The sequence below is a fragment of the Rhizobium sp. CNPSo 3670 genome (assembly GCF_057784555.1).
In genome coordinates this window covers 143,997-169,683 of record NZ_JBXSOL010000004.1, presented here as the reverse complement: position 1 = coordinate 169,683, position 25,687 = coordinate 143,997, and the positions used below count along the sequence as shown (strand labels likewise).

At 60.7% G+C, this 25,687-nt stretch carries 28 protein-coding genes; 16 read left to right on the top strand and 12 right to left on the bottom strand.

All coding sequences use genetic code 11. The annotated features are described in order from the left end of the window. Positions 1–39: 39 nt before the first annotated feature. On the top strand, positions 40–891 hold the full coding sequence (locus AC13QO_RS05590) for an AraC family transcriptional regulator (RefSeq protein ID WP_488540098.1): 852 nt from the start codon (positions 40–42) through the stop codon (positions 889–891). 47 nt (positions 892–938) lie between these two features. On the opposite strand, the gene AC13QO_RS05585 is transcribed toward AC13QO_RS05590, so the two are convergent. The 3 genes from AC13QO_RS05585 to AC13QO_RS05575 form a co-directional block, all read right to left on the bottom strand. Next, the gene (locus tag AC13QO_RS05585) at positions 939–1,565 is read right to left on the bottom strand and encodes a glutathione S-transferase family protein (protein ID WP_488540097.1); all 627 of its coding nucleotides are present in this window, start codon (positions 1,563–1,565) and stop codon (positions 939–941) included. A gap of 67 nt (positions 1,566–1,632) precedes the next feature. Continuing rightward, on the bottom strand, positions 1,633–2,079 hold the full coding sequence (locus tag AC13QO_RS05580) for a GNAT family N-acetyltransferase (RefSeq protein ID WP_085778341.1): 447 nt from the start codon (positions 2,077–2,079) through the stop codon (positions 1,633–1,635). A 65-nt stretch (positions 2,080–2,144) separates the two neighbouring features. Next, positions 2,145–3,356 (bottom strand): NADP-dependent isocitrate dehydrogenase, encoded by a 1,212-nt coding sequence (locus AC13QO_RS05575; RefSeq protein ID WP_285193799.1) that lies wholly within the window; start codon positions 3,354–3,356, stop codon positions 2,145–2,147. 188 nt (positions 3,357–3,544) lie between these two features. Between AC13QO_RS05575 and AC13QO_RS05570 the strand changes: the two genes are divergently transcribed. From AC13QO_RS05570 to AC13QO_RS05525, 10 genes are all read left to right on the top strand, one after another. Continuing rightward, positions 3,545–4,087, top strand: coding sequence for a hypothetical protein (locus AC13QO_RS05570; protein ID WP_488540096.1), 543 nt, complete (start codon positions 3,545–3,547; stop codon positions 4,085–4,087). Between the two features lie 74 nt (positions 4,088–4,161). Continuing rightward, on the top strand, positions 4,162–6,195 hold the full coding sequence (locus tag AC13QO_RS05565) for an FUSC family protein (RefSeq protein ID WP_488540095.1): 2,034 nt from the start codon (positions 4,162–4,164) through the stop codon (positions 6,193–6,195). A 4-nt stretch (positions 6,196–6,199) separates the two neighbouring features. Next, the gene (locus tag AC13QO_RS05560) at positions 6,200–7,030 is read left to right on the top strand and encodes an RNA methyltransferase (RefSeq protein WP_488540094.1); all 831 of its coding nucleotides are present in this window, start codon (positions 6,200–6,202) and stop codon (positions 7,028–7,030) included. After that, positions 7,011–7,811, top strand: a complete 801-nt coding sequence (gene murI, locus AC13QO_RS05555; RefSeq protein ID WP_488540093.1) for a glutamate racemase — start codon at positions 7,011–7,013, stop codon at positions 7,809–7,811. Before AC13QO_RS05560 ends, murI begins: the two co-directional genes overlap by 20 nt. A 128-nt stretch (positions 7,812–7,939) precedes the next feature. Continuing rightward, a complete protein-coding gene (locus AC13QO_RS05550) occupies positions 7,940–9,451 on the top strand; it encodes a helicase HerA domain-containing protein (RefSeq protein WP_488540092.1) in 1,512 nt (503 codons plus the stop codon). Positions 9,452–9,676: 225 nt separating this feature from the next. Then, on the top strand, positions 9,677–10,294 hold the full coding sequence (rpsD, locus tag AC13QO_RS05545; protein WP_064685423.1) for a 30S ribosomal protein S4: 618 nt from the start codon (positions 9,677–9,679) through the stop codon (positions 10,292–10,294). Positions 10,295–10,363: 69 nt separating this feature from the next. Further along, complete coding sequence (locus AC13QO_RS05540) at positions 10,364–11,293, top strand: glutaminase (protein ID WP_488540091.1); 930 nt, start codon at positions 10,364–10,366, stop codon at positions 11,291–11,293. 58 nt (positions 11,294–11,351) lie between these two features. After that, positions 11,352–12,224 (top strand): tRNA 2-thiocytidine(32) synthetase TtcA, encoded by an 873-nt coding sequence (ttcA, locus tag AC13QO_RS05535; protein WP_285193792.1) that lies wholly within the window; start codon positions 11,352–11,354, stop codon positions 12,222–12,224. Positions 12,225–12,272: 48 nt separating this feature from the next. Next, a complete protein-coding gene (locus AC13QO_RS05530; RefSeq protein ID WP_488540090.1) occupies positions 12,273–13,100 on the top strand; it encodes an inositol monophosphatase family protein in 828 nt (275 codons plus the stop codon). A gap of 33 nt (positions 13,101–13,133) precedes the next feature. Further along, positions 13,134–13,958, top strand: coding sequence for an inositol monophosphatase family protein (locus tag AC13QO_RS05525; RefSeq protein WP_285193790.1), 825 nt, complete (start codon positions 13,134–13,136; stop codon positions 13,956–13,958). Positions 13,959–14,001: 43 nt separating this feature from the next. Here the strand turns inward: AC13QO_RS05525 and AC13QO_RS05520 are convergent, their stop codons facing one another. The 5 genes from AC13QO_RS05520 to AC13QO_RS05500 all read right to left on the bottom strand — a co-directional run bounded on the left by AC13QO_RS05520 (position 14,002) and on the right by AC13QO_RS05500 (position 17,896). Beyond that, positions 14,002–14,475, bottom strand: coding sequence for a GNAT family N-acetyltransferase (locus AC13QO_RS05520; RefSeq protein WP_488540089.1), 474 nt, complete (start codon positions 14,473–14,475; stop codon positions 14,002–14,004). Between the two features lie 34 nt (positions 14,476–14,509). Continuing rightward, positions 14,510–15,787, bottom strand: a complete 1,278-nt coding sequence (locus AC13QO_RS05515) for a multidrug effflux MFS transporter (protein WP_488540088.1) — start codon at positions 15,785–15,787, stop codon at positions 14,510–14,512. 35 nt (positions 15,788–15,822) lie between these two features. Continuing rightward, positions 15,823–17,028, bottom strand: coding sequence for a multidrug effflux MFS transporter (locus AC13QO_RS05510; protein WP_097599235.1), 1,206 nt, complete (start codon positions 17,026–17,028; stop codon positions 15,823–15,825). A gap of 137 nt (positions 17,029–17,165) precedes the next feature. Next, the gene (gene grxD, locus AC13QO_RS05505) at positions 17,166–17,501 is read right to left on the bottom strand and encodes a Grx4 family monothiol glutaredoxin (RefSeq protein WP_011425564.1); all 336 of its coding nucleotides are present in this window, start codon (positions 17,499–17,501) and stop codon (positions 17,166–17,168) included. 170 nt (positions 17,502–17,671) lie between these two features. Beyond that, positions 17,672–17,896 (bottom strand): hypothetical protein, encoded by a 225-nt coding sequence (locus tag AC13QO_RS05500; protein ID WP_085778329.1) that lies wholly within the window; start codon positions 17,894–17,896, stop codon positions 17,672–17,674. A gap of 162 nt (positions 17,897–18,058) precedes the next feature. Between AC13QO_RS05500 and AC13QO_RS05495 the strand changes: the two genes are divergently transcribed. After that, positions 18,059–19,249, top strand: coding sequence for a hypothetical protein (locus AC13QO_RS05495; RefSeq protein WP_488540087.1), 1,191 nt, complete (start codon positions 18,059–18,061; stop codon positions 19,247–19,249). A 90-nt stretch (positions 19,250–19,339) separates the two neighbouring features. On the opposite strand, the gene AC13QO_RS05490 is transcribed toward AC13QO_RS05495, so the two are convergent. The 4 genes from AC13QO_RS05490 to AC13QO_RS05475 are packed head-to-tail and all read right to left on the bottom strand — an operon-like array spanning position 19,340 to position 22,501. After that, complete coding sequence (locus AC13QO_RS05490; RefSeq protein ID WP_488540086.1) at positions 19,340–20,020, bottom strand: transporter substrate-binding domain-containing protein; 681 nt, start codon at positions 20,018–20,020, stop codon at positions 19,340–19,342. A gap of 12 nt (positions 20,021–20,032) precedes the next feature. Further along, a complete protein-coding gene (gene hpaI / locus AC13QO_RS05485) occupies positions 20,033–20,797 on the bottom strand; it encodes a 4-hydroxy-2-oxoheptanedioate aldolase (RefSeq protein WP_430959456.1) in 765 nt (254 codons plus the stop codon). A gap of 7 nt (positions 20,798–20,804) precedes the next feature. Next, positions 20,805–21,587, bottom strand: a complete 783-nt coding sequence (gene hpaH / locus AC13QO_RS05480) for a 2-oxo-hept-4-ene-1,7-dioate hydratase (protein WP_488540085.1) — start codon at positions 21,585–21,587, stop codon at positions 20,805–20,807. A gap of 20 nt (positions 21,588–21,607) precedes the next feature. Further along, the gene (locus tag AC13QO_RS05475; RefSeq protein ID WP_488540084.1) at positions 21,608–22,501 is read right to left on the bottom strand and encodes an intradiol ring-cleavage dioxygenase; all 894 of its coding nucleotides are present in this window, start codon (positions 22,499–22,501) and stop codon (positions 21,608–21,610) included. A gap of 254 nt (positions 22,502–22,755) precedes the next feature. Between AC13QO_RS05475 and AC13QO_RS05470 the strand changes: the two genes are divergently transcribed. The 4 genes from AC13QO_RS05470 to AC13QO_RS05455 are packed head-to-tail and all read left to right on the top strand — an operon-like array spanning position 22,756 to position 25,686. Beyond that, complete coding sequence (locus tag AC13QO_RS05470) at positions 22,756–23,490, top strand: GntR family transcriptional regulator (protein ID WP_488540180.1); 735 nt, start codon at positions 22,756–22,758, stop codon at positions 23,488–23,490. After that, positions 23,490–24,311 carry a sugar phosphate isomerase/epimerase family protein gene (locus tag AC13QO_RS05465; protein WP_488540083.1) on the top strand — a complete coding sequence of 274 codons (822 nt, stop codon included), beginning with the start codon at positions 23,490–23,492 and terminating at the stop codon, positions 24,309–24,311. Before AC13QO_RS05470 ends, AC13QO_RS05465 begins: the two co-directional genes overlap by 1 nt. Positions 24,312–24,357: 46 nt before the next feature. Next, positions 24,358–25,026 carry an amino acid ABC transporter permease gene (locus AC13QO_RS05460; RefSeq protein ID WP_097599244.1) on the top strand — a complete coding sequence of 223 codons (669 nt, stop codon included), beginning with the start codon at positions 24,358–24,360 and terminating at the stop codon, positions 25,024–25,026. Positions 25,027–25,035: 9 nt separating this feature from the next. After that, the gene (locus tag AC13QO_RS05455; RefSeq protein ID WP_085778320.1) at positions 25,036–25,686 is read left to right on the top strand and encodes an amino acid ABC transporter permease; all 651 of its coding nucleotides are present in this window, start codon (positions 25,036–25,038) and stop codon (positions 25,684–25,686) included. Position 25,687 lies beyond the last annotated feature (1 nt).

Here is a 25,687-nt window from a genome sequence, read left to right as displayed (position 1 = left end):
TGGTTGTCTGTGGTCGTTCGGTTTGCATAAGGCTTTGACATGAACGGCGGCACGGCATGGGCGCTTTACGAGACCCGTCTAAGACGGGTTTCGGCCTACATTCACGACCATCTCGATGAAGAGCTGGATATGGAACGTCTGGCCGAGATCGCCTGTTTGTCGAGCTATCACTGGCACAGGATTTACCGGGCGATCTATGGCGAGACGCTGGCGGCCACCGTCAAGCGGCTCAGGCTGCATCGCGCCGCGGGCGAGATCGTCCGCACGGAGCTTGCCGTCAGTGATATTGCGAAGCGATCAGGCTATCCCAATCTCCAATCTTTCAACCGCATCTTCAAATCGGTCTATGGCATGCCGCCGGCGCGCTACCGGAAAGAGGGAAGCCATGCAGCGTTCCAACCCTCACCTGACGGAAAGTCCAAAGCCATGTTTGATGTTACCTTGCGGCAGATCGAGCCGATCGAGCTGATCGGCGTCGCCCACACCGGTTCCTACATGCAGATCGGCAAAGGCTTCGAAACATTGTTCGGCACGCTTTATGCCCGCGGCCTTGCCAAGCCGGATATGCGGATGATCGGCGTCTATCTCGACGATCCCGACATCGTGCCGGCCGAAAAACTGCGCTCCATCGCCTGCGTCACCAGCACCCCAGGAGTTCCCACCGAAGCGCCGTTCGAGCGACATAAGATCGAGGGTGGCAACTATGCCGTCCTGCGCCATAAGGGTCCTTATGCGGACATGTATAAGGCCTATCAGTGGCTTTATTCCGAATGGCTGCCGAACTCGGGACGACAGTTGAAGGACAGTGTCATGTTCGAGGAATATCTCAACAATCCGCGCGATGTGCCGCCGACAGAACTGATGACGGATATTCACATGCCGCTTGCCTGACGGCTGGATCCCGGCGCGGCGTTCCGGACGTCGCGCCGGATCGACAGTCAGGCAGCCTGCATCGTCTTGCCGGCCTCGTCGTCCAATGCGTTCGCGCGTTTGTAGGCCTCGCGCTCGCTGATGCGGCCGAAATAGTCGATGAAGGCCTGGCGCTTCTCGATGCTGCCGAAACCCAGACCCCAGCCGATATGCGCACCGACATAGACGTCGGCGGCGGTAAAGCGCTCGCCGGTGACGTAGGTCGATTGGGAGACCGCCATCTCAAGTGTATTCATGACGTCACCGAAACCGCCGCAACCGGCCATGCGTAGGCGTTCCGCAGGGATTTCGAAGCCGAGCGCCTTCATCGTCACCGCCGATTCCAGGGGGCCGGCAGCAAAGAACATCCAGCGGTAATAGCGGGCGCGTTCCTCCGGCCTCGGCCCCAGGCTCTTTTCCGGGAAAGTTTCTGCCAGATAGGCGCAGATCGCTGCACATTCGGTGACGACGGTGTCGCCGTGGCGGATTGCCGGCACTTTGCCCATTGGATTGACCCGAAGATATTCCGGCGCCTTCATGGTTTCGCCGAAAGTCAGCAGCTCGGCACGATAGGGCTGGCCGATCTCCTCCAGCATCCAACGCGCGATGCGGCCGCGCGACATCGGGTTCGTATAGAATACCAGCTCTTCGCTCATGACGTCCTCCTCGTGACGCTGTTGTGCGGAATCAATAGCGCGGCGAAGTCTTTGTGCAAGCCCGGAGCTAGAGCGCTTTGCGGTACTGGATGAAACCCGAGCGCTCGGCGATCCTGTCGTAGAGGCGCCGCGCGGTCGCATTGCTTTCATGAGTCATCCAGTAAAGCCTGCCGGCACCCGTTGAGCGGGCAAGCTCGGCGACGCCTTCGATCAGTGCGGCTCCGGTGCCGAGCCCGCGTTGACTGTTTTCGACATAGAGATCCTGCAGATAGCAGGTCCATTGCGGCAGCCAGCAGGAGCGATGGAAGATGGCATGCACGATGCCGACGAGGCGGCCGTCTTCGTCGAAGGCGCCAAGCGCATGCATGGGTTCGTCGGGATCGTGGAAGCGAGCCCAGGTAAGATCGGTCGTCTCGGCCGGGATAACCACTTCGTAGAACCGCTGGTAAGCTGCCCATAAGGGCTCCCAGGCGGCACGATCTGAAGGTTTGAGCGGGTGCACGGTCACCGTCATTTTCTCTCCCAAATGAAAACGGCGGGGAAATCCCCGCCGTTCAATGCTATTGCGAAAAGACGGGCTTACGCCATTGCCTTCTGCAGGTTCTGGTCGATCTTGTCGAGGAAAGCGGTGGTCGAGAGCCACGGCTGATCGGGGCCGATCAGCAGCGCCAGGTCCTTGGTCATGAAGCCGGATTCGACGGTGTCGACGCAGACCTTTTCCAGCGTAGAGGCGAACTTGGCGAGTTCGGCATTGTCGTCGAGCTTGGCGCGGTGGGCGAGGCCTCGGGTCCAGGCGAAGATCGACGCGATCGAATTCGTCGAGGTTTCCTGGCCCTTCTGGTGCTGGCGGTAGTGGCGGGTGACCGTGCCATGAGCCGCTTCGGCTTCGACCGTCTTGCCGTCCGGCGTCAGCAGAACCGAGGTCATCAGGCCGAGCGAGCCGAAGCCCTGGGCGACGGTATCGGACTGAACATCGCCGTCATAATTCTTGCAGGCCCAGACATAACCGCCGGACCACTTCAGGGCCGAAGCGACCATGTCGTCGATCAGGCGGTGTTCGTAGGTGATGCGGGCTTCCTTGAACTGATCCTTGAATTCGGTCTCGTAGACTTCCTCGAAGATGTCCTTGAAGCGGCCGTCATAGGCCTTGAGGATGGTGTTCTTGGTCGAAAGATAGACCGGCCACTTGCGCATCAGGCCGTACATCATCGAGGCGCGGGCGAATTCGCGGATCGATTCATCAAGGTTGTACATGGCCATGGCAACCCCGGCGCCCGGCGCGTTGAAGACTTCCTTTTCGATGACGGTGCCGTCTTCGCCGACGAACTTAATCGTCAGCTTACCCTTGCCGGGGAATTTGAAGTCGGTGGCGCGATACTGGTCGCCGAATGCATGGCGGCCGACGACGATCGGCTGCGTCCAGCCGGGAACGAGGCGCGGTACGTTGCGGCAAATGATCGGCTCGCGGAAGATGACGCCGCCGAGGATGTTGCGGATCGTGCCGTTCGGGCTCTTCCACATTTCCTTGAGGTTGAATTCCTTCACGCGGGCTTCATCAGGCGTAATGGTCGCGCACTTGATGCCGACACCGTACTTCTTGATGGCGTTGGCGGCGTCGACCGTGACCTGGTCGTTGGTGGCGTCGCGATTTTCGACCGAGAGGTCGTAATAGTCGATGTCGAGGTCGAGATACGGATGGATCAGCTTATCCTTGATGAGCTGCCAGATGATGCGCGTCATTTCATCGCCGTCGAGATCGGCGACGGGATTAGCGACCTTGATCTTCTTCATGTATCTGCCTCGTTAAGCTTGGAAGGGGATATTGTCCCGGCTGGGTGATGTAATCCGGAGCGCTATAGCATTGTGAGCCGGGAACGCAAAGCTGCAACGGGCAGGGACATGACGTTTTTGCCTCCATTGCCAAGTGTTGGAAAATGGCTACCCTCCGCCGCCTGAGCCCCGAGTCCCGGACATTTACCATGAAGAAGATCGCCGTTCTGTTCGCCGGCTTGCTTGCCGCCGGGTCTGCCGCACCTGGCCTCTCGCTTGCAGCTGACGCGGCTGCGCCGGTGAAGGAAATCATGAAGGACACGCAGACGAACTGGGCGAGCGACGCCAGCGACTGGATCGATGTCTTCGAGGAAAGCATGCTCGGCCGGCTCTACAGCAAGGATTTCAGCGAAAAGTACAAAGCAGCCGCTCAGAACCCCGCTGCGGACGAGGATGGCATTTCTCCCTTCGACTATGACGTGATCGTCAACGGGCAGGATGCCTGCCCGCTGCAGGATCTCTCTATCGAAAACGGCCAGCCGGCAAACGGCACGACAGAGGTGACCGTGAAATTCAAGGCAGCGACTTGCCTGGAAGGCGCCCCCAACAGAGATGACTTTACGACGGTGCGTTTCGAGGTAATCGAGGAGAATGGCAAATCCGTCGTCGACGACATCATGGTTCAGGGTGAGGAGGGGCAGGGGCCGATCTCGCTCAAGGCTACCATGGCGCAGATTGCCAACGGCCAGTAAGCGAGACATTCGAGCGGCGGTTTGATTTCCGCTCCCGCGGCGGTATCTTTCGATCGTCATGGCATGAGGGGCTCATGCATTTGTCTTCCAAGTTTCAGTTCCGCGACTGGCTGCTTGCCAACGATCCGGCGCTGTCACGCCTTCGCATGGCGACGCGGGTGACATTGACGATCGTCCTCTCGGTCTTGATCCTGCTTGCCATCCAGGCGCTGATCGCACCACTGCCGAGGGCCGCCTTCGGCCTCGGTATCGTTCTGTCGATCGAGGGCGGGGTGGCTGTGCGCGACAAGGGCAATTCGCGCCAACTGGTGACGCGGCTTCTCGGTTGTGGCGCAAGCATTGCAGTTGTGGGCATCGCGGCCGGGCTGGAGGATCACCGATTTTTCTCCGATCTCGTCTTTCTGGCAGTGATCGCGCTGGCGTCAGCCGCACGGGTGTTCGGGCCCCGCGGCTTTGCGATCGGCATGTTCGCTTTCACCTCCTATTTCATGGGCGCCTATTTCCAGCCATCGTTTGCCGAGCTGCCTGAAGTGGCGTTCGGTCCTATTGTCGCGGTGCTTGTCGGCCATGTGGTGAGGGCGGTGCTGCTGCCGGACGATTGGCGGCGCGATCTGCTGCGCTCGCTCGAAAGCGTCCGAGGCCGGATCAACCACATCCTCTTCAAGCTTGCTGCCCTTGCCGGCGGCGATGTCGGCGACGACGACCGGCAGGAGCTGCGCCAACTGGAAGATCGGCTGAAGGAGGCGGTGCTGATGGCCGAGACCTTCATCCCGCGTCCGCCCGGGGGCGTGTTCGACGGCGCCGCAGATCCGGCTGCGGAGCTGGCGATCCGGCTCTTCGATGCCCATCTTGCCGCTGAAAGCGCAATCGTGCTGAGCGTTCAGAGCCCGCCGCCCTTTGCACTCGTCCACGCAGTGATCGAAGCGGATACGGCGGAGCTGGCAAGATATGAGGGTATGGCCGAAGCCATCAAGGATCAGCCGCAGGGTGAAACCATGCGGGCGCTTCTCTGGCTCGGTGAGGCGCGGCAGCAACTGAGCGAAGTGATCAACCAGGGTCAGGCCCAGTTTTTTTCCAGTATCGATGCGGCCGAGGACACCGGACAATCCCCGGTGGTCGATTTTTCGTTGGCCAACCCGCTGCTGAGAGCAGCGTTGCAGATCACGATCGCCGCGGCGATCGCCATGAGTTTCGGCCTGCTTTTGTCGCGCGAGCGTTGGTTCTGGGCAGTGCTTGCCTCCTTTCTGGTCTTCACCAATACCAATTCGCGTGGTGATACGGCGATGAAGGCGCTGTCGCGTTCACTCGGCACCGTGCTCGGAATTGCCATGGGCCTCGTGCTTGCAACGCTCATTTCAGGCCAGTCGGCGATCGCCATTCCAGTCGCGGTCATCTGCATCTTCCTCGCCTTTTATTTCCTGCAGGTTTCCTACGCGACGATGACCTTCTTCATCTCGATCGTGCTATGTCTGGTCTACGGCATGACCGGCGTGCTGACGCTCGATCTCCTGAAGTTGCGTATCGGCGAGACCATGATCGGGGCGGCGGCCGGAACGGCGGTCGCTTTCCTCGTTTTCCCCACCCGCACGCGCGGCGCGCTCGATACGGCGCTCGACCGCTGGTTCCTGGCGCTGCGCGCCCTGCTCGATGCGATCGGCGAGGGCAAGAGCGGCTTCGAGCTGATCGCTCTGTCGCAGAGGATCGATGCCTGCTACCGCGATGTGACGGTGGCAGCCCGCCCGCTCGGCTCCTCCTGGTCGGTGGTGACGCGGCCGGGCCAAATCCGCCAAACGCTGGCGATCTTCCTCTCCTGCACCTATTGGGCACGCATCCTGGCGAAGAATTACGAAGCGACGGCTGTCACTGATCAGGAGAAGCTGATCGCTGCGGATCTGGCGCTGATCGCTGATGCGGCGCCACGCGGCTCTGCTTGTTTCTTCATCAAGCGCAAGGCGTCGCGAACGACGGGAAGGCATTTGCCGGTGTCGCGCGAGGGCGCCAGGGTGGGGCTCGAAATGATCGGTTCGGCGCTGGAGAGGCTCTATCCGCAGCCTGACGTCTTGCCGTTTGCGCCGGGCGAGGCTATTGCGCGCTCGAAACAGGGATAAGAGCATGGCAGGCACGAACAGCGAGCGTCAACTTTTGGCCGAGGGACCGGCCATCATTCTGGTCGAGCCGCAGATGGGCGAAAATATCGGCATGGTTGCGCGCGCCATGGCGAACTTCGGCCTTGCGGAACTGCGCCTCGTCAATCCGCGCGACGGCTGGCCAAACGAGAAGGCGCAGGCGACTGCCTCCAAGGCCGATCACGTGATAGAAGCGACGAAGGTCTATGACACGCTGGAGCAAGCGATCGCCGACCTCAATTTCGTGTATGCGACGACGGCGCGCAGCCGCGACAACTACAAGCCTGTGCGCTCACCGGTTTTTGCCGCGCAGACGCTGCGCACAAGGTTCCGGGCGGGCGAGGCAACAGGTATTCTCTTCGGCCGCGAGCGTTGGGGGCTGACCAATGAAGAAGTAGCACTGGCGGACGAGATCGTGACCTTTCCGGTCAATCCCGCCTTTGCCTCGCTGAATATTGCTCAGGCCGTGCTTCTGATGTCCTATGAATGGATGAAGTCCGGCATGGAAGATCTGGAGGCGGTGCCGTTCCAGGCGCTCGAGCAGCGGCCTTCCACCAAGGAGCAGCTCTTCGGCCTGTTCGACCAGCTGGAAGAAGCGCTCGATTCACGCAACTATTTCCATCCGCCCTCGAAAAAGCCGAAAATGGTCGACAACCTCCGCGCTGTTCTCTCCCGCCGGGCCTTCACCGAACAGGAAATCAGCGTGCTGCGCGGCGTCATCTCCTCCCTCGATCGCTTTTCGCGAAACAGTCCGCGCAAAGGCGGTTCCACCAGATCCGGCAAGGAAGCGCCAACCGATGACAGCGCCGACCAATGAGCTGAAACCCGTCCTGGTCTTCGATTCGGGCATAGGCGGGCTGACCGTGCTGCGCGAGGCGCGCGTGCTGATGCCGGAGCGGGGCTTCATCTATGTCGCCGACGATGCCGGCTTTCCCTATGGTGGTTGGGAAGAACAGGCGCTGAAGGAGCGCATCATCGGGCTCTTCGGCAAGCTGCTTCAGGAGCACGATCCCGAAGTCTGCATCATAGCCTGCAACACCGCCTTCACGCTCGTCGGCGCCGACCTGCGCGCCGCCTTTCCTCAGATGACCTTCGTCGGCACCGTGCCGGCGATCAAACCGGCGGCGGAGCGGACGCGTTCGGGCCTGGTCTCGGTGCTGGCAACCCCGGGTACCGTGAAGCGAGCCTATACGCGCGACCTCATTCAATCCTTCGCGCAGCAATGCCATGTGCGTCTTGTCGGCTCGGAAAACCTTGCGCGCATGGCCGAAGCCTATATTCGCGGCGACGCGGTCTCCGACGAGGCCGTGCTTGCCGAGATCGACCAGTGCTTCGTCGAGAAAGAGGGACAAAAGACCGACATCGTGGTGCTTGCGTGCACGCACTATCCGTTCATGGCCAACCTCTTCCGCCGTCTTGCGCCTTGGCCGGTCGACTGGCTCGATCCGGCCGAGGCAATCGCGCGGCGCGCCCGCACGCTGGTGCCGCTGCTTGCCGATGCCGTGCATCCGGATAATTTCGACTTTGCACTCTTCACATCAGGCAATCCCGATTTTGCCACGCGGCGGCTGATGCAGGGATTCGGCCTGAGGGCATGAGCGGAATTGTCCTGTGGGTTGGCAAAATTCGGCCCTGAAAATCAGCAGATTCTTTGATAGACGGGGCGCTGCCGTTTCGGAAGAATGGCGCTTCATTCATGTGAGTCTCTTCGCCGCGAGGATCAGCATTGCAGGTTGGCATCGATATGGGATTGGCGTCCGGCGCTCCGGCGACGCTCGATATCGAGGAGCTGCTGGCGACCCGTCTGCTCGTGCAAGGCAATTCAGGCTCCGGCAAATCGCATCTCCTGCGCCGCCTGCTCGAGCAATCCGCCCAATGGGTGCAGCAGGTCATCATCGATCCCGAGGGTGATTTCGTCACGCTTTCAGACAAGTTCGGTCATATCGTCGTCGACGGCGAACGCACCGAGGCGGAACTGGCAGGCATCGCCAACCGCATCCGCCAGCATCGCGTGTCCTGCGTTCTGACGCTCGAAGGTCTCGATATCGAGCAGCAGATGCGCGCTGCCGCCGCCTTCCTCAACGGCATGTTCGATGCCGATCGCGAATATTGGTATCCCGTCCTCGTCGTCGTGGACGAGGCGCAGATGTTTGCGCCGTCCGTCGGCGGCGATGTTTCGGAAGATGCGCGCAAGATGTCCTTGGGCGCGATGACCAATCTGATGTGCCGCGGCCGCAAGCGCGGACTTGCCGGCGTCATCGCCACGCAGCGGCTTGCGAAGCTCGCAAAGAACGTCGCAGCCGAAGCCTCGAACTTCCTGATGGGCCGCACCTTCCTCGATATCGACATGGCGCGCGCAGCCGACCTGCTCGGCATGGACCGGCGCCAGGCGGAAATGTTCCGGGATCTGAAGCGCGGCAATTTCGTCGCCCTCGGGCCGGCCCTGTCGCGCCGGCCGCTGCCGATCCAGATCGGCGCGGTGGAGACCTCGGCGCGCTCATCGAGCCCCAAGCTGATGCCGTTGCCCGATGCGCCGCAGGATGTCGAAGACCTGATCTTCACGCCCGACCCGGAAGAGTTCCAGCGTCCTCTCATGCGCCGCGCGCCGCCGGCGCCGCGACCGACGACCGATATCCTGGCCGAACTCTCGCGCTCGACGCCGGCCGCATCCCCAGTGCCGGTGGAGGCGAGGGCGAGCCAGGTGGAGATCTCCCCCGAGGAACGGGAGGAGCGCCTGGCCGGCGTGCTTGCCGAAATTCTTGACGATCCCGCATCCGGCTTTCGCACCGCCTCCGTACTCTACCAGGATTTTCTCGTCCGGCTGCGCATGCGCCGCGTGCCGGGGCCGCCGATCGCGCTGCCGGATTTCCGCCGGCGCGTGGCGATCTCGCGCTCCGGAGTCGATGCGGCGACGGCCGGAACGGAGGCCTGGGCAACGGCACTGTCGCTATCGGCGCGAGTCACCGACGACCTGCAGGGCGTCTTCCTGATGCTCGCCAAGGCCGCGGTCTGCGATGAGCCGTGCCCGTCGGACGCACGCATCGCCCGCGCCTATGGCACCCATTCCGCACGCCGCGCCCGCCGTTTGCTCGGCTATTTCGAGGAGCAGGGCATCGTCGTCGTGCATACGGATTTTTCCGGCAAGCGCATCGTCGCTTTCCCCGACATGAACTGCCAGACGGCACCTGGCGACGCAAACGCGCCGGATACGGGCGATCAGCCTCTGGCTGCGGAATAGTAGCCTAACCGCGCTTCGGCGCTGTTGACATTTTCATGACGGGCCTCTAAAGACCGCCCCAAGCACCGGGCAGCAATGTCCGGTGTTTCATTTGACATGTCCCGTGGATCGTTTCTGTTCGCGTAACCGAAACATCCTGTCAGGCCTCGGAAGAGGTCAGAGGAGGGCGTGTTTCCTTCGCGCGGTTTGGCAACAAGCCGGCATAAACCTTTGAAAGGAAATACGATGAGCAAGCGCGAATCGTCCAAGTATAAAATTGACCGCCGTATGGGCGAAAACATCTGGGGTCGTCCGAAGTCACCGGTGAACCGCCGCGAATACGGCCCGGGCCAGCACGGCCAGCGCCGCAAGGGCAAGCTGTCGGACTTCGGTGTGCAGCTGCGCGCCAAGCAGAAGCTCAAGGGTTACTACGGTGACCTGCGCGAGAAGCAGTTCCGCGCGATCTTCGCCGAAGCCGCCCGCCGCAAGGGCGACACCTCGGAAAACCTGATCGGTCTGCTGGAATCCCGCCTCGACGCGATCGTCTATCGCGCCAAGTTCGTTCCGACGGTCTTTGCTGCCCGTCAGTTCGTCAACCATGGCCACGTGACCGTCAACGGCGTCCGCGTCAACATCGGCTCATACCGTTGCAAGGCCGGCGACGTCATCGAAGTTCGCGAAAAGTCGAAGCAGCTGGTGACCGTTCTGGAAGCCGTCAGCCTCGCCGAGCGCGACGTTCCCGACTATATCGAAGTCGATCACAACAAGATGGTCGCCACTTACGGCCGCGTTCCGACCCTCAGCGACGTTCCGTTCCCGGTCGTCATGGAACCGCATCTGGTCGTCGAATTCTATTCGCGTTAAGAAACCAGGCGTTTCGCATATGGAAAAGCCGCTCTTTCGGGCGGCTTTTTTGTTATCCGGAGAGAAGCGATGGCGGATTTGCAGGCGACCCTCGACAGCATCTACAGCGATATCCTACCACGGGTCGGCGAGGGTAAGGTCGCTGACTATATTCCTGAGCTAGCCAAAGTCGATCCACGGCAGTTCGGCATGGCGATCGTTACAGTCGACGGCAAGGTCTACCGCGTCGGCGATGCAGACATCTCCTTCTCGATCCAGAGCATATCGAAGGTCTTCATGCTGACCTTGGCGCTTGGCAAGGTCGGCGAGGGACTATGGAAGCGCGTCGGGCGCGAGCCATCGGGGTCGGCCTTCAATTCGATCGTGCAGCTCGAACACGAGAGCGGCATTCCCCGCAATCCCTTCATCAATGCTGGCGCGATCGCCGTCACCGACGTTGTCATGGCCGGCCATGCGCCGCGCGAGGCGATCGGCGAGCTGCTGCGTTTCGTGCGTTATCTTGCCGATGACGAGTCGATCACCATCGATGACAAGGTGGCGCGGTCGGAGACGCAGACCGGATACCGAAACGTTGCGCTTGCCAATTTCATGCGCGCCTATCGCAATCTCGACCATCCCGTCGACCACGTGCTCGGCGTCTATTTCCACCAATGCGCTCTGTCGATGAACTGCGAGCAACTGGCGCGGGCGGGGCTTTTCCTGGCGGCGCGCGGCAGCAATCCGATGACCGGTCACTCCGTGGTCTCGCCGAAGCGGGCGCGGCGCATCAATGCGCTGATGCTGACCTGCGGCCATTATGACGGCTCGGGCGACTTTGCCTATCATGTCGGCCTGCCCGGCAAGAGCGGCGTCGGTGGCGGCATTTTTGCGGTGGCGCCCGGCATTGCCTCGATCGCGGTATGGTCGCCGGGGCTGAACAAGGTCGGCAATTCACAGCTTGGCGCCGTGGCGCTTGAGATGCTTGCGGCCCGCACCGGCTGGTCGGTTTTCGGCGATTGAGGCTGTGTTGCCGGATGACTTTCTGCTAAGGCAGGCAGATCTTCGATAGGACGGAGCAATGAATATCGCAGCCAACATCGCTGATGATCCGGAGACTGGCGAAATCGACGACGGCGCCGGCCCTGCACTCTTTGCCGATGCGCCACGTTCGGTCTCCTTCAACAAGCTGCGCAAGCGCCTGCTCAGGCAAGTACGTCAGGCTTTCGATGACTTCGACATGCTGAAGGGGCAGAAGCGCTGGCTTGTCGGCCTTTCCGGCGGCAAGGATTCCTACGGTCTCTTGGCGCTGCTGCTTGATCTCAAATGGCGCGGGCTGCTGCCCGTCGAGCTCGTCGCCTGCAATCTCGACCAGGGACAGCCAAACTTTCCAAAGCATGTGCTGCCGGACTATCTGACCAAGATCGGCGTCCGGCATCGCATCGAATATCGCGACACCTATTCTATCGTGAAGGAGAAGGTGCCCGAAGGCGCCACCTATTGCTCGCTCTGTTCGCGGCTGCGGCGCGGCAATCTCTACCGCATCGCGCGGGAGGAGGGCTGCGACGCCTTGGTGCTCGGCCATCACCGTGAGGACATTCTCGAAACCTTCTTCATGAATTTCTTCCACGGCGGGCGGCTTGCGTCGATGCCGGCAAAACTTCTGAACGACGAGGGCGACCTGATGGTGCTTCGGCCGCTCGCCTATGCCGCCGAGGACGATCTTGCCAGGTTTGCCATCGCCATGCAGTTCCCGATCATCCCCTGCGATCTCTGCGGCTCCCAGGACGGGCTGCAGCGCAATGCCATGAAGGACATGCTCGCCGATATCGAACGGCGCATGCCTGGACGCAAGGACACGATGCTGCGGGCGCTTTCGCATGTGAACCCGTCGCACCTGCTCGATCCGAAACTCTTCGACTTTTCCAGCCTTGGTGTCACCGCTCCTTCATGAAAGGCCGGCTAAGCAGGCTGGCTCTTTGCATGAAGGACAGCAATTCGCATGACTATTTCAGATCAGGATATTCTCTTTCTCGGCGAATGCGTGAGCGAGGCGGCGCGCGCGGAAATCATGCCGCGTTTTCGCAACCTCGGCGATACGGATGTTTCTGAAAAGACCTCGGCAACCGATCTGGTGACGCAGGCGGATCTGCTTGCCGAACACCGGATCACCGCGGCTCTGAAAGAGCGTTTTCCCTCAGCGCTTGTCGTCGGCGAGGAAGCCTATGACGCCGACAGATCGGTGGTGCCGGCGCTTGCCGATGCCGAGCTTGCCTTTGTCATCGATCCTGTCGACGGCACGTTCAATTTCGCCGCCGGGCTTCCCGTTTTCGGAACGATGCTTGCGGTTACCGTCAGGGGCGAGACCGTCGCCGGCATCATTCACGATCCCGCTCTTGGCGACACGGTGACCGCGATCAAGGGGGCGGGCGCCTTTCTGGATCGCCAGGATGGACAATCGAGCAGGCTGAAGGTGGCTGAGCCTGCCGCCTTGAACCAGATGGTCGGCGGCATGTCGTGGGGCCATATGGAAGAGCCCGATCGCTCGCGCATCTGCGCCAACATGGCAAAGGCGCGGATGACCTTCGCTTTCAACTGCTCGGCCTACGAATATTGGATGGTCGCGTCCGGCAAGATGCACTTCATCGGACATGCGAAGCTGATGCCCTGGGATCACCTGGCCGGCGTGCTCGCGCACCAGGAGGCGGGCGGCCACACGGCGAAATTCGATGGCACGCCCTATCGTCCGGGCGAGACAGTCGGCGGCATCATCTCTGCGCCCGATGAAGAAAGCTGGCAGCTGATCCGGCGCGAAATCGTCGGCATCTGAGTTGGGGCTTCGGCCGCAGTGAGAGGATTTGATATGACAACGAGTATTGACGTGACTGTTCTTGCCGATCTCTTGCGCCGCGCGGCAAAGGCCGAGATCCTGCCGCGCTTCCGCCGGCTCGGCCGGGACGAGGTGCGTGCCAAGAGCGAGGCGACCGATCTTGTCACCGAGGCCGACGAGCGGGCCGAGCGGATGATCAAGGCGGAAGCGCAACAGCTCTGGCCGGACGCGCTGTTCCTCGGGGAAGAGTCGGTCGCGGCCGACCCGGCGCTGCTTGGGAGGCTTGCCGATGCCGATTTCGCGATCGTGGTCGATCCGGTGGACGGAACGTTCAACTTCGCCGCCGGCATCCCGGCCTTCGGTGTCATGGCCTCGGTCATATCAGTCGGCGAAACCATTGCCGGCATGATCTACGACCCGATGGGCGACGACTGGGTGATGGCGGAGAAGGGCGGCGGCGCCTGGCTGCGCAGGCCGGATGGCGAGGCGCAGCGATTGCGTGCAGCCGAGCCTGTTGCGCTCGACCAGATGGTCGGCATGGCTTCGACCGGCTACCTGCCGGTGGAGAAACGCGCCGAGGTGCTTGGCAATCTCGCCAAAGTGCGGTTTCTCACCAACTACCGCTGTGCTGCCCACGAATACCGCACCCTTGCCGGCGGGCACGTCCATTACCTGATGTACAACAAGCTGATGCCTTGGGATCATCTTGCCGGCACGCTGATCTCGCAGGAGGCCGGCGCCTATGCGGCCCGCTTCGATGGCTCGCCCTACCTGCCGCAGCATCTCGACGGCGGACTACTGATTGCGCCGGACAAGGCATCCTGGGACACGCTGCGGCGGGAGGTCGTTACCGTCTAAACCTAGGCGACCGGCCGTCGCAAGCCGGTCGCAAAATGACAATTCAGGCGCAGAATTTTTCCATCAAAAAGTTCTCCAGGTCCTGTCCGCGCTTTTTGACGATTTGCCGGGTTATCACGCGAAATCCTTTGCGTTCAAAAAACGGGCGAGCTGTTCTGCTTGCTTCTGTATATATTCGGCGAAACCCTAGCGTGAGAGCCTCTTCTTCGACTCTGCCCAATAGGCGGGTTGCTACGCCGATCCCTTGATAGCCAGGGCGCACGAACATCATGTCGAGGCACCCGTCGCTGGTGAGATCCGAAAAACCCACGCGGTTTCCGGCAATCTCTGCCATCCAGGCCGGCCTGCTCATCCTTCGTTCCGCCCACAGGCGGCGATCCTCCACCTTTGCCCAAGCTTCGATCTCGGCGGCGGAATAGTCTTTTGAGGAGACTTCTCGGATGGAGCGCAGAAATATCTCGACCGTGGCGTCCACGTCACTTGGCGCATAAGGCCTGATCAGAATTCGTTCGTCCATCGAGGATGCCTTGAATTGACCGGGTTCACCTGCCTCAGAAATGGGCGGCGCCCGGATCGAGTTGCGGACTGTCGCCCGGATGGGTGAAGAGCTTGCCGTTCTCAGCCCATAGCGTGGCTGCGATCGTCAGCAGACCGAACAGCGCGAATCCGCCGAAGAGTGGCTGCACCGTGCCGTTGAACATCTGCCCGACCAGACCGCCGAGGATGGCGCCGAAGGTCGTCGAGACAAAGCCGGTGATGGCGGTCGCAGTGCCGGCGAGATTGCCCATCGGCTCAAGGCTGATGGCGGTGAAATTGGTGGCGATCACCGCAAACATCATCAGAACAATTGTGAAGATGCTGTAGGCGGTGGCGAAATCCGGCTTGCCCGCCAACGCGGTGACGAAGCCGAGTGCCGACAGCGCCGTGAAGATCAGCAGCGCCGCGTGCGAGATCCGACGCATGCCGAATTTGCGGACGAAGAAGCCGTTGGCGAAATTGGCGACGGCAATGCCGCCGGCGGTCGCCGCAAAGGCAATCGGCAGCCAATCCCCAAGGCCATAGACTTCGCCGAAAACCTGCTGCACGGAAATCACATAGGCGCTGATGACGCCGGTGAACATGGTCAGACCGATCATGTAGCCGCAGGTGATGCGGTTGGTGAGCACGGTCTTGAAGCCGTCCGCGACAGAGCCGACCGACAAAGGCAGGCGTTCTGCCGGGGGAAGCGATTCCTTCAGCCTGAGAAGAGCCCAGACGAACAGGATGCTGGCGACGGCGCCGAGCAGCATGAAGATCCAGTGCCAGTTGGCATAGAGGATGATGAGCTGGCCGACCGAAGGAGCAACGATCGGCACGATCATGAAGACGATCATGACATAGGACATGACGCGGGCCATTTCGCGGCCGCCGAAGCAGTCGCGGACGATGGCCATGGTGGTAATGCGCACGGCCGCGCCGCCCACGCCCTGAATGAAGCGCATAAGGAGCAGCATTTCGAAGCTACCGGTTGCGGCAGCGGCAAACATTGCGACCACATAGCAGGCGAGGCCGCCGAGCAGGATATTGCGGCGGCCGAACGTGTCTGAAAGGCTGCCGAAGAATATCTGCGAGACGCCGAAGCCGAGGAAGAACACGGCGATGATGAGCTGGGCGTCGTTGGTATTGGTGACGCCGAGGGAATGGCCGATATTGGGCAATGCCGGCAGCATGCTGTCGATCGCCATGGCAATGCTGGCGGTCATGACGGCGATGGTGACGACGAATTCGCCGAAGCCCATGCCGATGCGGCGGGACCCCTGGTTTTCCTGGTGCGGTTTGTGCGGCGTCATGCGGTGAAATCCTGGATGCGGAAGGGACCGGCCGTTCAAACGGCCGGATTATGCTGATGGAAGAGCCGGCCCTTCTCGGCGATCAGCACGAAGATAAGGCCGATGATCGACACGATGAAATAACCGGCGACCATCGGCAGTGCCGTGCCGTCGAAAGCCTGGCCGATGCCGGCGCCGATAAGGGCGCCGCCGACCGTGCTCATGAAGCCGAGAACGGAGGAAGCGGTGCCGGCGACGTGTCCCAGCGGCTCCATGGCCAGCGAATTGAAGTTCGAGCCGATCCAGCCGAACTGGAACATGGCAAGCCCGAAGAAGGAGATGAACAGTGCAAACGGCATCGGTTCGGAGCTTGCCATCTGGACGATCAGCCAGATGGTGTTGATGGCGATGAAGCCGAGGAGCGAGCCGTGTGACAGGCGGCGCATGCCGAGCTTGCCGACAAAACGGGAATTGAAGAAGGACGACAGCGACATGAAGATCGCCACGCCGGCAAAGGCGAACGGGAAATAAACGCCGAGGCCGTAGATGCCGACATAGATCTGCTGGGCGGAGTTGATGAAGCCGAACAGCGCACCGAAGATGAAGGTGCTGGCGATGGTATAGCAGAGCGCCACGCGGTTGGTCAGCACCAGCTTAAAGGCGCCGAAGATCGAGCGGGCGGTGAAGGGGCGGACATTCCGTGGATGCAGGGTTTCCGGCAGGCGGACATAGGCCCAAACGCCAATCGCCGTCGCCATTGTGGCGATGAAGAGGAAGATCAGGTGCCAGTTGCCGAAGAACATGACGACCTGGCCGGTGCCGGGCGCAATCACCGGCACGATCATGAAGACCATCATGATGAGCGACATGACCTCGGCCATCTGTCGGCCGCCATAGATGTCGCGGACGATGGAGATGGTGATGACGCGGGTGGCGGCCGAGCCGACGCCCTGGATGAAGCGCAGCACCAGCAGGCCTGCGAAGGAGGGAACGAAAACGATTCCGATGGCGGACGTGATATAGACGACGAGGCCGATCAGCAGCGGCGTGCGGCGGCCGAAGCGGTCGGAGAGCGGACCGTAGAAAAGCTGGGCGCAGCCGAAACCGAGCAGATAGGAGGAGACGACGAATTGCCGGTGATTCTCGCTTTCGACTCCGAGGCTCGCGCCGATCTGCTGCAGCGCCGGGAGCATGATGTCTATGGCAAGTGAGTTGATGGCCATCAGGAAGGCGGCAAGCGCGATGAACTCACGCTTGCCCATGGGCAGGCGGCCCGCGGACACGGCTTGTGATGAATCTGTCACAATGAAATTCCCATAAACAGGCCAAGGCGCTGCTCACCGCAGCGCCTCGGACTCGAGAAACAGATTTGGAAACCGGGCGGACGTCCGGTGACCGGTCAGGCGGCGCCGCGAACGGTGACGCCGTTTTCCTGGAGATGCTGCTGCAGTTCACCGGCCTGGAACATTTCCCGGACAATGTCGCAGCCGCCGATGAACTCGCCCTTTATGTAAAGCTGCGGAATCGTCGGCCAGTTGGAATAATCCTTGATGCCCTGGCGGATTTCCGAATCGGCGAGCACATTGATGCCCTTGTAGTCGACGCCGATGTAATCGAGAATCTGCACGACCTGGCCGGAGAACCCGCACTGCGGAAACTGCGGCGTGCCCTTCATGAAGAGGACGACGTCGTTGCTCTTGATTTCGTTGTCGATGAATTCGTGAATGCCGCTCATGGGATCTGATCCTTTCAACAGGCGAGTTAAAGGCCCGCCGTTTCAATCGTTTCCCTTAGATAGCATGTGACAACAGGAATTCCAGCCGCCCGATCCAAAAAAAGACCAATGTGGTCAGACCACTTTGGGATTGTTGCCGTTGCGTTACGGCCGAAGTGTTGCCGCGCGTCTTAGACCCGACGCTGACGGCTGCGGCCAGCGGCGGTACGGCGCTTGCTGATCTGTTTGCGGGCGGGCTTGCGCTTCGGCGTCTTGCGGGCAGCCGTCGTGGTTGCGGCAGGGCGCGCCTTGCGCCTCCTGCGCTTCGTCGTGACCCGGCCGGTGGTTTTCTTCAGAATTTCCTTCAGTACGCTATCGACGACGCCCGATATCAATTCTTTGACAAGATCAGCCACAAAACCCCTCCATTCGCCGCGAAAACAACGTGGCTGCTATTGAATTCCAGAAGAGTTCGGTTAGCAAGGCGCCTTTGAGATCATGCCTGCTTTTTGGCGATATCAGTGACCGGCAGCCGGATCGCAGCAACAGACCGGTCTTTGGCCGGGCGGAACAGCGAAATGAAATTGATAAAGAAGCGGGTCGTCCTGCATTTCCCAGGCTTCGAGCCGCTCGACGGCCTTGCCCACCGAGCGCGGTACGAACGCTCAGCCAGACAGAGTGCTGCCGTCTGGGGCTACTCGGTTGAAACAGGCGCGCCGGAGGCGGGAAGCGATCCTCTCAGCTTCGAGGTCACGACCGGCAGCGCGGGAGCCTACGAGGCGGCGCCTGCGGCGCAGACCAGTTCCGCCGGCTGGCGGACGAAGAGCCGGATCCACATGGTTGATCACGACATGCTCGTGCGCGGGCTGCGCATCCGCAATACGCTGAGCCGGATCATTGCAGGCTTTCGAAGCTGCGCCGAGATCATGCTGGAAGGTGGCATGCGGGGATATTTCAGGCATGCGTGGCGTTTCGGCCTGTTCTTCCTTTTTCCGTTCCTGCTGACGGCGCTGGCAATCGTGCTGACGGCCGAGATCGTTATACTGCCCTATAGTCTCGGCTTTTCCGCCTGGCACGTGCTCTGGAGCGGGCCACTGGCGCTTTGCTTCTTCATCTTCGCCTTCCTGCCTTTTTCCGAGCGTTTCCATACGCTGCATCTTTTTGCCGATTGGGAAATGGCAGTGGCGCTCGGCCGTATGGATCGGGCCGACTTCAACGACTGGCTGGAAGAGCGGGCGACGGCGGTGCGCAAGGCGCTTGCCGAGCAGGCGGACGAGTACGTGATCTCCTCGCATAGCATGGGATCGAGCGTCGCCGCCCATGTGATCGGCATATTGCTTGAAAGGGAGCCGGAGATCTTCAAGGGCAGGCGCGTCGTGTTTGCCACACTCGGCAGCGCCATTCTGCAATGCGCCCTGCTGTCATCGGCAAGCCTGCTTCGCGCCCGCGTTGGCCTCATCGCCCGCTGTCCGGAGATCTTCTGGCTTGACGTGCAATGCCTGACGGATTCGATCAATTTCTACAAGGTGCCGGTCGTTGCCGTCGCGGGCCATGCAGATGCGCCGCCGGCAAAGATCCTTCTTATCCGCGTCAAGCAGATGCTGACGGGCGAACATTACCGGAAGATTCGCAAGGACCAGCTGCGGGTCCATCGGCAATATGTGCTAGGCCCAGATCTCAAGGCGTCCTTTGATTTCACCCTGATGACGTCAGGGCCGATGCCGGCCTCTGTCTTTGCCTCTCCGGAACAGAATAAGCTGCCGGCTTGAAGGCTGGCCTCCAGCGCTGTTGGCTGGTTACGATATTGCCGATCTGATCCCGCCACAGCCAGCACGCGTCCAAGAGCCGAGGACGTTACTTTACGGCGCTCCAGCGCTTGCATTCAGACGGTGTACGAAATCCGCAAAGAAGGCTGAGGCATGAATGGCTCTTCGGTGGACGGCGATCGTCTGGGGAATTTCAGAGAACGCTCCCTCCACCAGCCGGAAGCCGGTAATTCGCTCCAAACTCTGAACGAGGAATTCGGTCAATCCTGCAGCCGCGTCGCACTGCGATCTGACAAGACGATCGATTGCAGCTGCCGGACTGTCAGTATGCGAGACAGTAGCTTTTTCAAGAATACGCTCGAGCTGCTTCGTATAGGCGGCGCTTTTTGCGGAGGCTATCCGCACTCCTTCAGCATCGAGGTCTCCGACGGTTAGAAATGCCGAGCCCTCCGGCACCAAATAGGTCGCTCTGACGGAAATGTAGGGAGGTGAAAAGGAGAACCGATCGGCTCTCGAGGGGTCCGAGGCAATAAAAGCAATGTCCCACTCGCCGCGATCCGCAGCGGCGAGGATGTCGGCGGCCGAGCCGTACTGGATCAACGACAGGCCGCAATCCAGTTGCTCGGCAATCTCGTGACCGATCTGAGCGCTTGGGCCGACCAAGGCGCCGGCCTGATCGTCCCAACGGACCAACGCTGCATTCGACATGTTAACGGCGGCCCGGATTATGCCCGCCGGTGCTATCTCGGACAGAACTTTCTCGCGCGTCGACATCGGCGCGAACTCCTAAGATGCAAAGCGGGCTGCGAGCGCCTCCGATCCTCTTGCAAGGAGGGCGACGTCTACGCCAACGGCGGTGAACAACGTCCCGAGCGAAATGCAGCGGGCGGCGAAAGTCTCGTCCGGCGTGAGGATGCCTGCCGGCTTTCCGAGAATTTTCAGGCGTCCGATCGCATCTTCGATCGCCGCGACCACCTCGGGGTGTCCCGGTTGTCCAGGATGGCCAAAGCTGGCCGCCAGATCGGCGGGACCGATGAAGACACCGTCGACGCCTTCGACCGCTGCGATCGCCTCCAGCCGACCGAGTGCCTCTCGGGTCTCGACCTGCAGAAGCAGGCAGATCTCCTGTTCGGCAACCCGCGCGTAGTTCGGCACGCGCCCGAAGCGGGTGGCGCGCGTCAAGGCGGAGACCCCGCGAACCCCGTGCGGCGGATACCGTATGGCGGCGACCGCTGCCTTCGCTTCCTCCTCGTTCTGCACATAGGGAATGAGGAGCGTCTGGACGCCGATGTCCAGAAAGCGCTTGATCAGCACGGGATCGTTGAATGCCGGGCGTACGACTGGGGAAACGTCGTAAGGCGCGACCGCCTGCAATTGCGGCAGGACGGTAAGGACGTCGCTTGGAGAGTGCTCGGTATCGAACAGCACCCAGTCGAAGCCCGACGGCGCGACGATTTCTGCCGCGTAGCTTCCGGGAAGGCCGCACCAGAGACCGATCTGGCTCTGACCGGCTCTCAATTTTCGTTTGAAGTGATTGATAGGAAGTTCCATCGGCGCCTCACACGAACGAGACGCCGATCGAGCCGACCGGACCATAGTCGGCTTGGATGACATCGCCCTTGGCTATGTCCACCGGGCGAGTAAACGAGCCTGCAAGAACGATCTGGCCCTTCTTCAACCCGGCTCCGACGGCGTGAAGCTTGTTCACAAGCCAGGCGACACCCGCGGCCGGATGCCCCATGATAGCTGCTGAAACACCCGATTCCTCGATGATGCCGTTTTTTGAAAGGGTCGCGCCAACCCAGCGGATGTCAATATCCATTGGTCGGATGATACGACCACCAACGACGATCGCTCCAAAAGCAGCGTTGTCGGCGATCGTATCGGTGATCGCTCTGGGCACCTCGGTTCGGTAGTCGATGATCTCAAGCGCAGGGACGACAAACTCCGTCGCGCGCATGACATCATAGATCCGAGTGCCCGGCCCCTCGAGATCCTCACCCATTACGAAAGCGAGTTCGACTTCGAGGCGAGGCTTGATAAAGAGCTCCGCTTTGATCTGCGCTCCGTCGTTAAAAAGGGCGTCGTCGAGAATGACGCCGTAGTCGGGCTCCGTCATTTTCGAGGCCATCTGCATCGCCCGCGATGTCAGTCCGATCTTGTGACCCGCGATTCGCGCCCCCTTTGCAATCCGGGCCTGCGCCCAGAGTGCTTGGATCTCGTAAGCGTCTTCAAGTTCCAAATTCGGATATGTCCTGCTCGGCTGGACGATCGGCTTGCGTTCGGTTTCTGCCTTCAGCAGTGCGTCGGCTGTCGCCTGGCGTTCCTTTTCGGTAATCATGATGTGGCTCTGCTGTTTCGTTATTTGATCGGGGGACGCGGCAGGACGGCCTCGCCCGGCTCCATGACGTAGGTGTAGTCGAGCGAGAACCAGGGCCCACTGACGTCCGGGTCGGATGGGTGCGGCTCGTCATGACGGACAAAGTCGCCTGTCAAAGCCGCAGTGACGCCGAACTGCACATCGGAATCAATATTCGGATCGCTCGGGTCGAAGACCTGGGAGATTAGGGTTTTGTATCCCTCTTTGAAGATCAGGGCGTGCAAATGCGCCGGTCGGTAAGGGTGGCGGCCTTGCGCTTGGAGAAGCCGACCTACGACCCCGTCGACAGGGATGGGATAGCCCACCATCTTCACCGTTCTAAACCAGAACCGACCCTCGTCATCCGTGGTGAACTTGCCGCGCAGGTTCATTTCCGCCTGATCAGGATCCTGGTTCTCGTAAAGGCCGACAGGAGAGGCGTGCCATACGTCGATCTCGGCGCCCTGGATGGGCTTGCCTCCCCGATCAACCACCTTCGCGTGGACGAACAGGGGTGTTCCCGGCGTTTCCGAGCGGATGATGGTTCCGCCGTTCTCGACCCGCGGTGAGTTGAGGCGCCAAAAGGGCCCGAGCAGCGACTGTGACGTCTCGGTCTGCCCGTTGTCGCCGTTGTTGAGCAGGCACACGAGCGACGAGACGCCAAGCGATCCAGCCATGAGCACGAACTCATTGTGGCTGTCGGTCTGCAGTTGCCCAATTTCGTTGAGGATGGCGGTCGCTTCGCGAAACTCGACTTCCGACAGCCTGACCTCCCGCACGAATGCGTGGAGGTGCTTTACCATTGCAACGAGTATCTCCCGGAGCCGTGGATCCGCGGTGCGGTTCATCACGGCGAGAACGGCAGGCGTCAACTCGCTTTCGGTTCTAATTACCATAAGGCTACCTCCCAATGAGGTTCGACTATCAGAATAATCGATTATTTGTCAACCGATGAGCGAGCGCTCAATGCCAGGTGCGGAGAAGAAGGCGTGGACTCTGGTTAATTACTTCGTTGAAATCAATTACTAAATTCTCTTTGATCTGGGAGTTAACGTAGACATTTAGTGGTTTCTTGCGTATTCAAGTTGACATCAATAATCGTTTATCATATCGATTATCGAAACTTTGGCAGGTTGCTTTGGGAGGAAGGATGAATTCGGCCGACGACAGCTTTCTTGCGCCGTTGACAGAAGACGGGCCGTCAGCCGGCTTCCTCGACGATGGCAAGAACACCATCGGCAGCCAGCTCGCATCGCGCCTTCGGGAGGCGATCATATCAGGTGAACTGGAAGCGGGCAGCAAGATCAATCTCGACAAGGCGCGGAAGACTTTCAACGTCAGCCTGAGCCCGTTGCGGGAGGGCTTGGCCAGACTTATTTCAGACGGCCTGGTCGAGTTTCAGGACAACAGAGGCTATCGCGTCGCGCCGATCTCGCTGGCTAATCTCGAGGAGGTCACCAGCCTGCGCGAGGAACTCGAAGTTTTCGCGCTAAGTGAATCCATGCGTCTCGGAGACGTCGATTGGGAGGGCAACGTCATGCGTGCACTTCATCGTCTAAACCGCACGGAGCGTGACGCCGCGCATCCTGAAACGCTGGAGCACTGGGAGGCGCTTCACCGCGAATTCCACCTCACCTTGATTTCGGGCTGTGGCAAACCTCTGCTACTTCACTTCTGCAGTCTTCTGCTGAATCTCAACGACCGATATCGCCGCGTTTTCCTGATCCGTACGTCGGGGGACCGCAATGTAGGGCAGGAGCACAGCGAGATTGCCCAGGGAGCGGTCGCGCGTGATGTCGACTATGCCTGCGAGAAGCTCCGCCAGCACATCCATCGCACCGGCACCAATCTTCGCAACCACCTCGCGACGAAGGGAATCGTGTGATGGCTGCCGTAACATCGAAATCGGCGCCCAAAATTGGCGTCGCTCACTTCTCATCGATACTGCTGCCTCCTGTGGAGTTTGCGAAGGCCGCTGCACGCGCGGGATTCTCCAGGATTGGGCTCAGGCTGCATCCGGCGTTCCCTGGTGCGCCCTATTACGAGCTGCCTGTCGGAGGTTCGGTTGCGGGCGAGCTGAAATCCGTTCTTGCCGGTGAGGGCGTCGAGGTTTTCGATATCGAGTTCTTCGTAATCGACCCCGCTTTCGACGCGTCGTCGTTGGAGGCCACAGTCGCCGCGGCTGCGGACATTGGAGCACGCCGGCTCAGTGTCTGCGGAGACGATCCTGATCAATCCAGATTGGTCTCGAACTTCGCGGATCTCTGCCGCCTTTCGGACCGCTACGGCTTGGCTGTCGATGTCGAGAACATGGGTTGGCGGGTGACCAGAACCTTCCGGGACAGCGTCAGTCTTGTGAAGGCGAGTGATGCCCGCAATGCCGGCGCCCTTGTCGACGGAGTACATTTCTTCAGGAATGGCGGCACGCTCGCCTCGCTCCGGACCGAGATGCGCTGGGTAGGGCACGTTCAGTTGTGCGATGTCGCTGGACCGGCGCCGGTGACGCCAGAGGAGATGATCGCTGAAGCCAGAGGCGGGCGGTTCGCGCCGGGAGAGGGCGAACTACCGTTGAAGGAACTCGTCGCAGCGATCGGCAGCTCGGCGGCGATCTCAGTGGAAGTCCCACTCGCAGGGTCTGCCTCGCCTGAGACGCATTTGAAGCATCTGTACGACAAGGCCGAGGGATTATTCGGGCCGGATCGCTGATCCGGCGCCGGCGGGGCGTGAGCCGCGTCGGAGGGAGGAAGTTAACATGGGTTATACGTTCGATTTTGGTGCGGTCTTCGACCGCGCCCCGGAATTGTTTTGGGGTTCGCTTGGGACGCTCGGTCTTGCCGTTGCCGGAATGATCCTTGCGCTCGCGATCGGTATTCTCGGCGTCGCTGCAAGAACATCCAGGAACAAGCTCGTTCGATCTCCGGTGATTGCCTTCGTCGAGATTGTCCGAAACACACCATTCCTGGTGCAGATTTTCTTCATCTACTTCGCCCTTCCACTCATGGGCATCCGTCTGAACCCTACCGCTACCGCTGTCATCGCGCTGGGGATCAATGGCGGCGCTTATGCGATCGAGATCATTCGAGGCGGCGTGGAAAGCGTGAGCAAGGGCCAGGTCGAGGCAGGTTTCGCTTTGGGTTTGCATAAGGCCGATGTGTTCCGGCTGATCGTTCTGAAGCCGGCTCTGCGGGCGATCTATCCGTCCCTGACCAGCCAGTTCGTGATGCTGACCTTGACGACTTCAGTGTGCACTTCGATCGCCGCTTACGAGTTGACCTCGGCGGCCCAACGGATCGAATCCGACACTTTCCGAAGCTTCGAGGTCTATTTCAGCGTGACCGCAATCTACCTGGTCATCTCGAGCCTGATGATGGGCATCTTCGCCATTATCTCCCGTTCCTACTTCAACTACCCGACCCGATAGGAGGCGTTCATGGGTCCCATCGGCGAAAACGAGCTGTTCTTCCTCTTGCAGGGTTTGAAGTGGACCGTGCTGCTGGCCATCATCGGCTTTGTCGGCGGAGGCATATTCGGAATCCTGATCGCTCTGGTGCGCACGTCGCAGAACCGTGTCGCACGTTTCGTATCGTCGGGCTACATCGCGCTCTTCCAGGGCACGCCGCTGCTGATGCAGCTCTTCGTCGTCTACTACGGCGTCGCGCTTTTGGGCGTCGACGTCAATGCGTGGATCGCTGTGGCAATCGCGTTCACGCTCCATGCAAGCGCCTTCCTGGGCGAGATCTGGCGCGGCTCGATCGAAGCCGTTCCGAAGGGCCAGACCGAAGCCGCGAACGCACTCGGGCTGCATTACATCTCCCGAATGAAGGACGTTGTCCTCCCACAGGCGCTGAAGATTTCGATGCCCGCAACCATCGGATTTCTCGTTCAGCTCATCAAGGGCACATCGCTTGCAGCAATCGTCGGCTTCATCGAGCTGACCCGTGCCGGACAAATCATTTCGAACCAGACTTACCGCCCACTGCTCGTCTTTGGAATCGTCGGAATGGTCTACTTCATCATTTGTTGGCCTCTCTCCCACATCGGGAGCGGCCTCGAAAAACGGATGGCGAAAGCCGCCCGCTAAC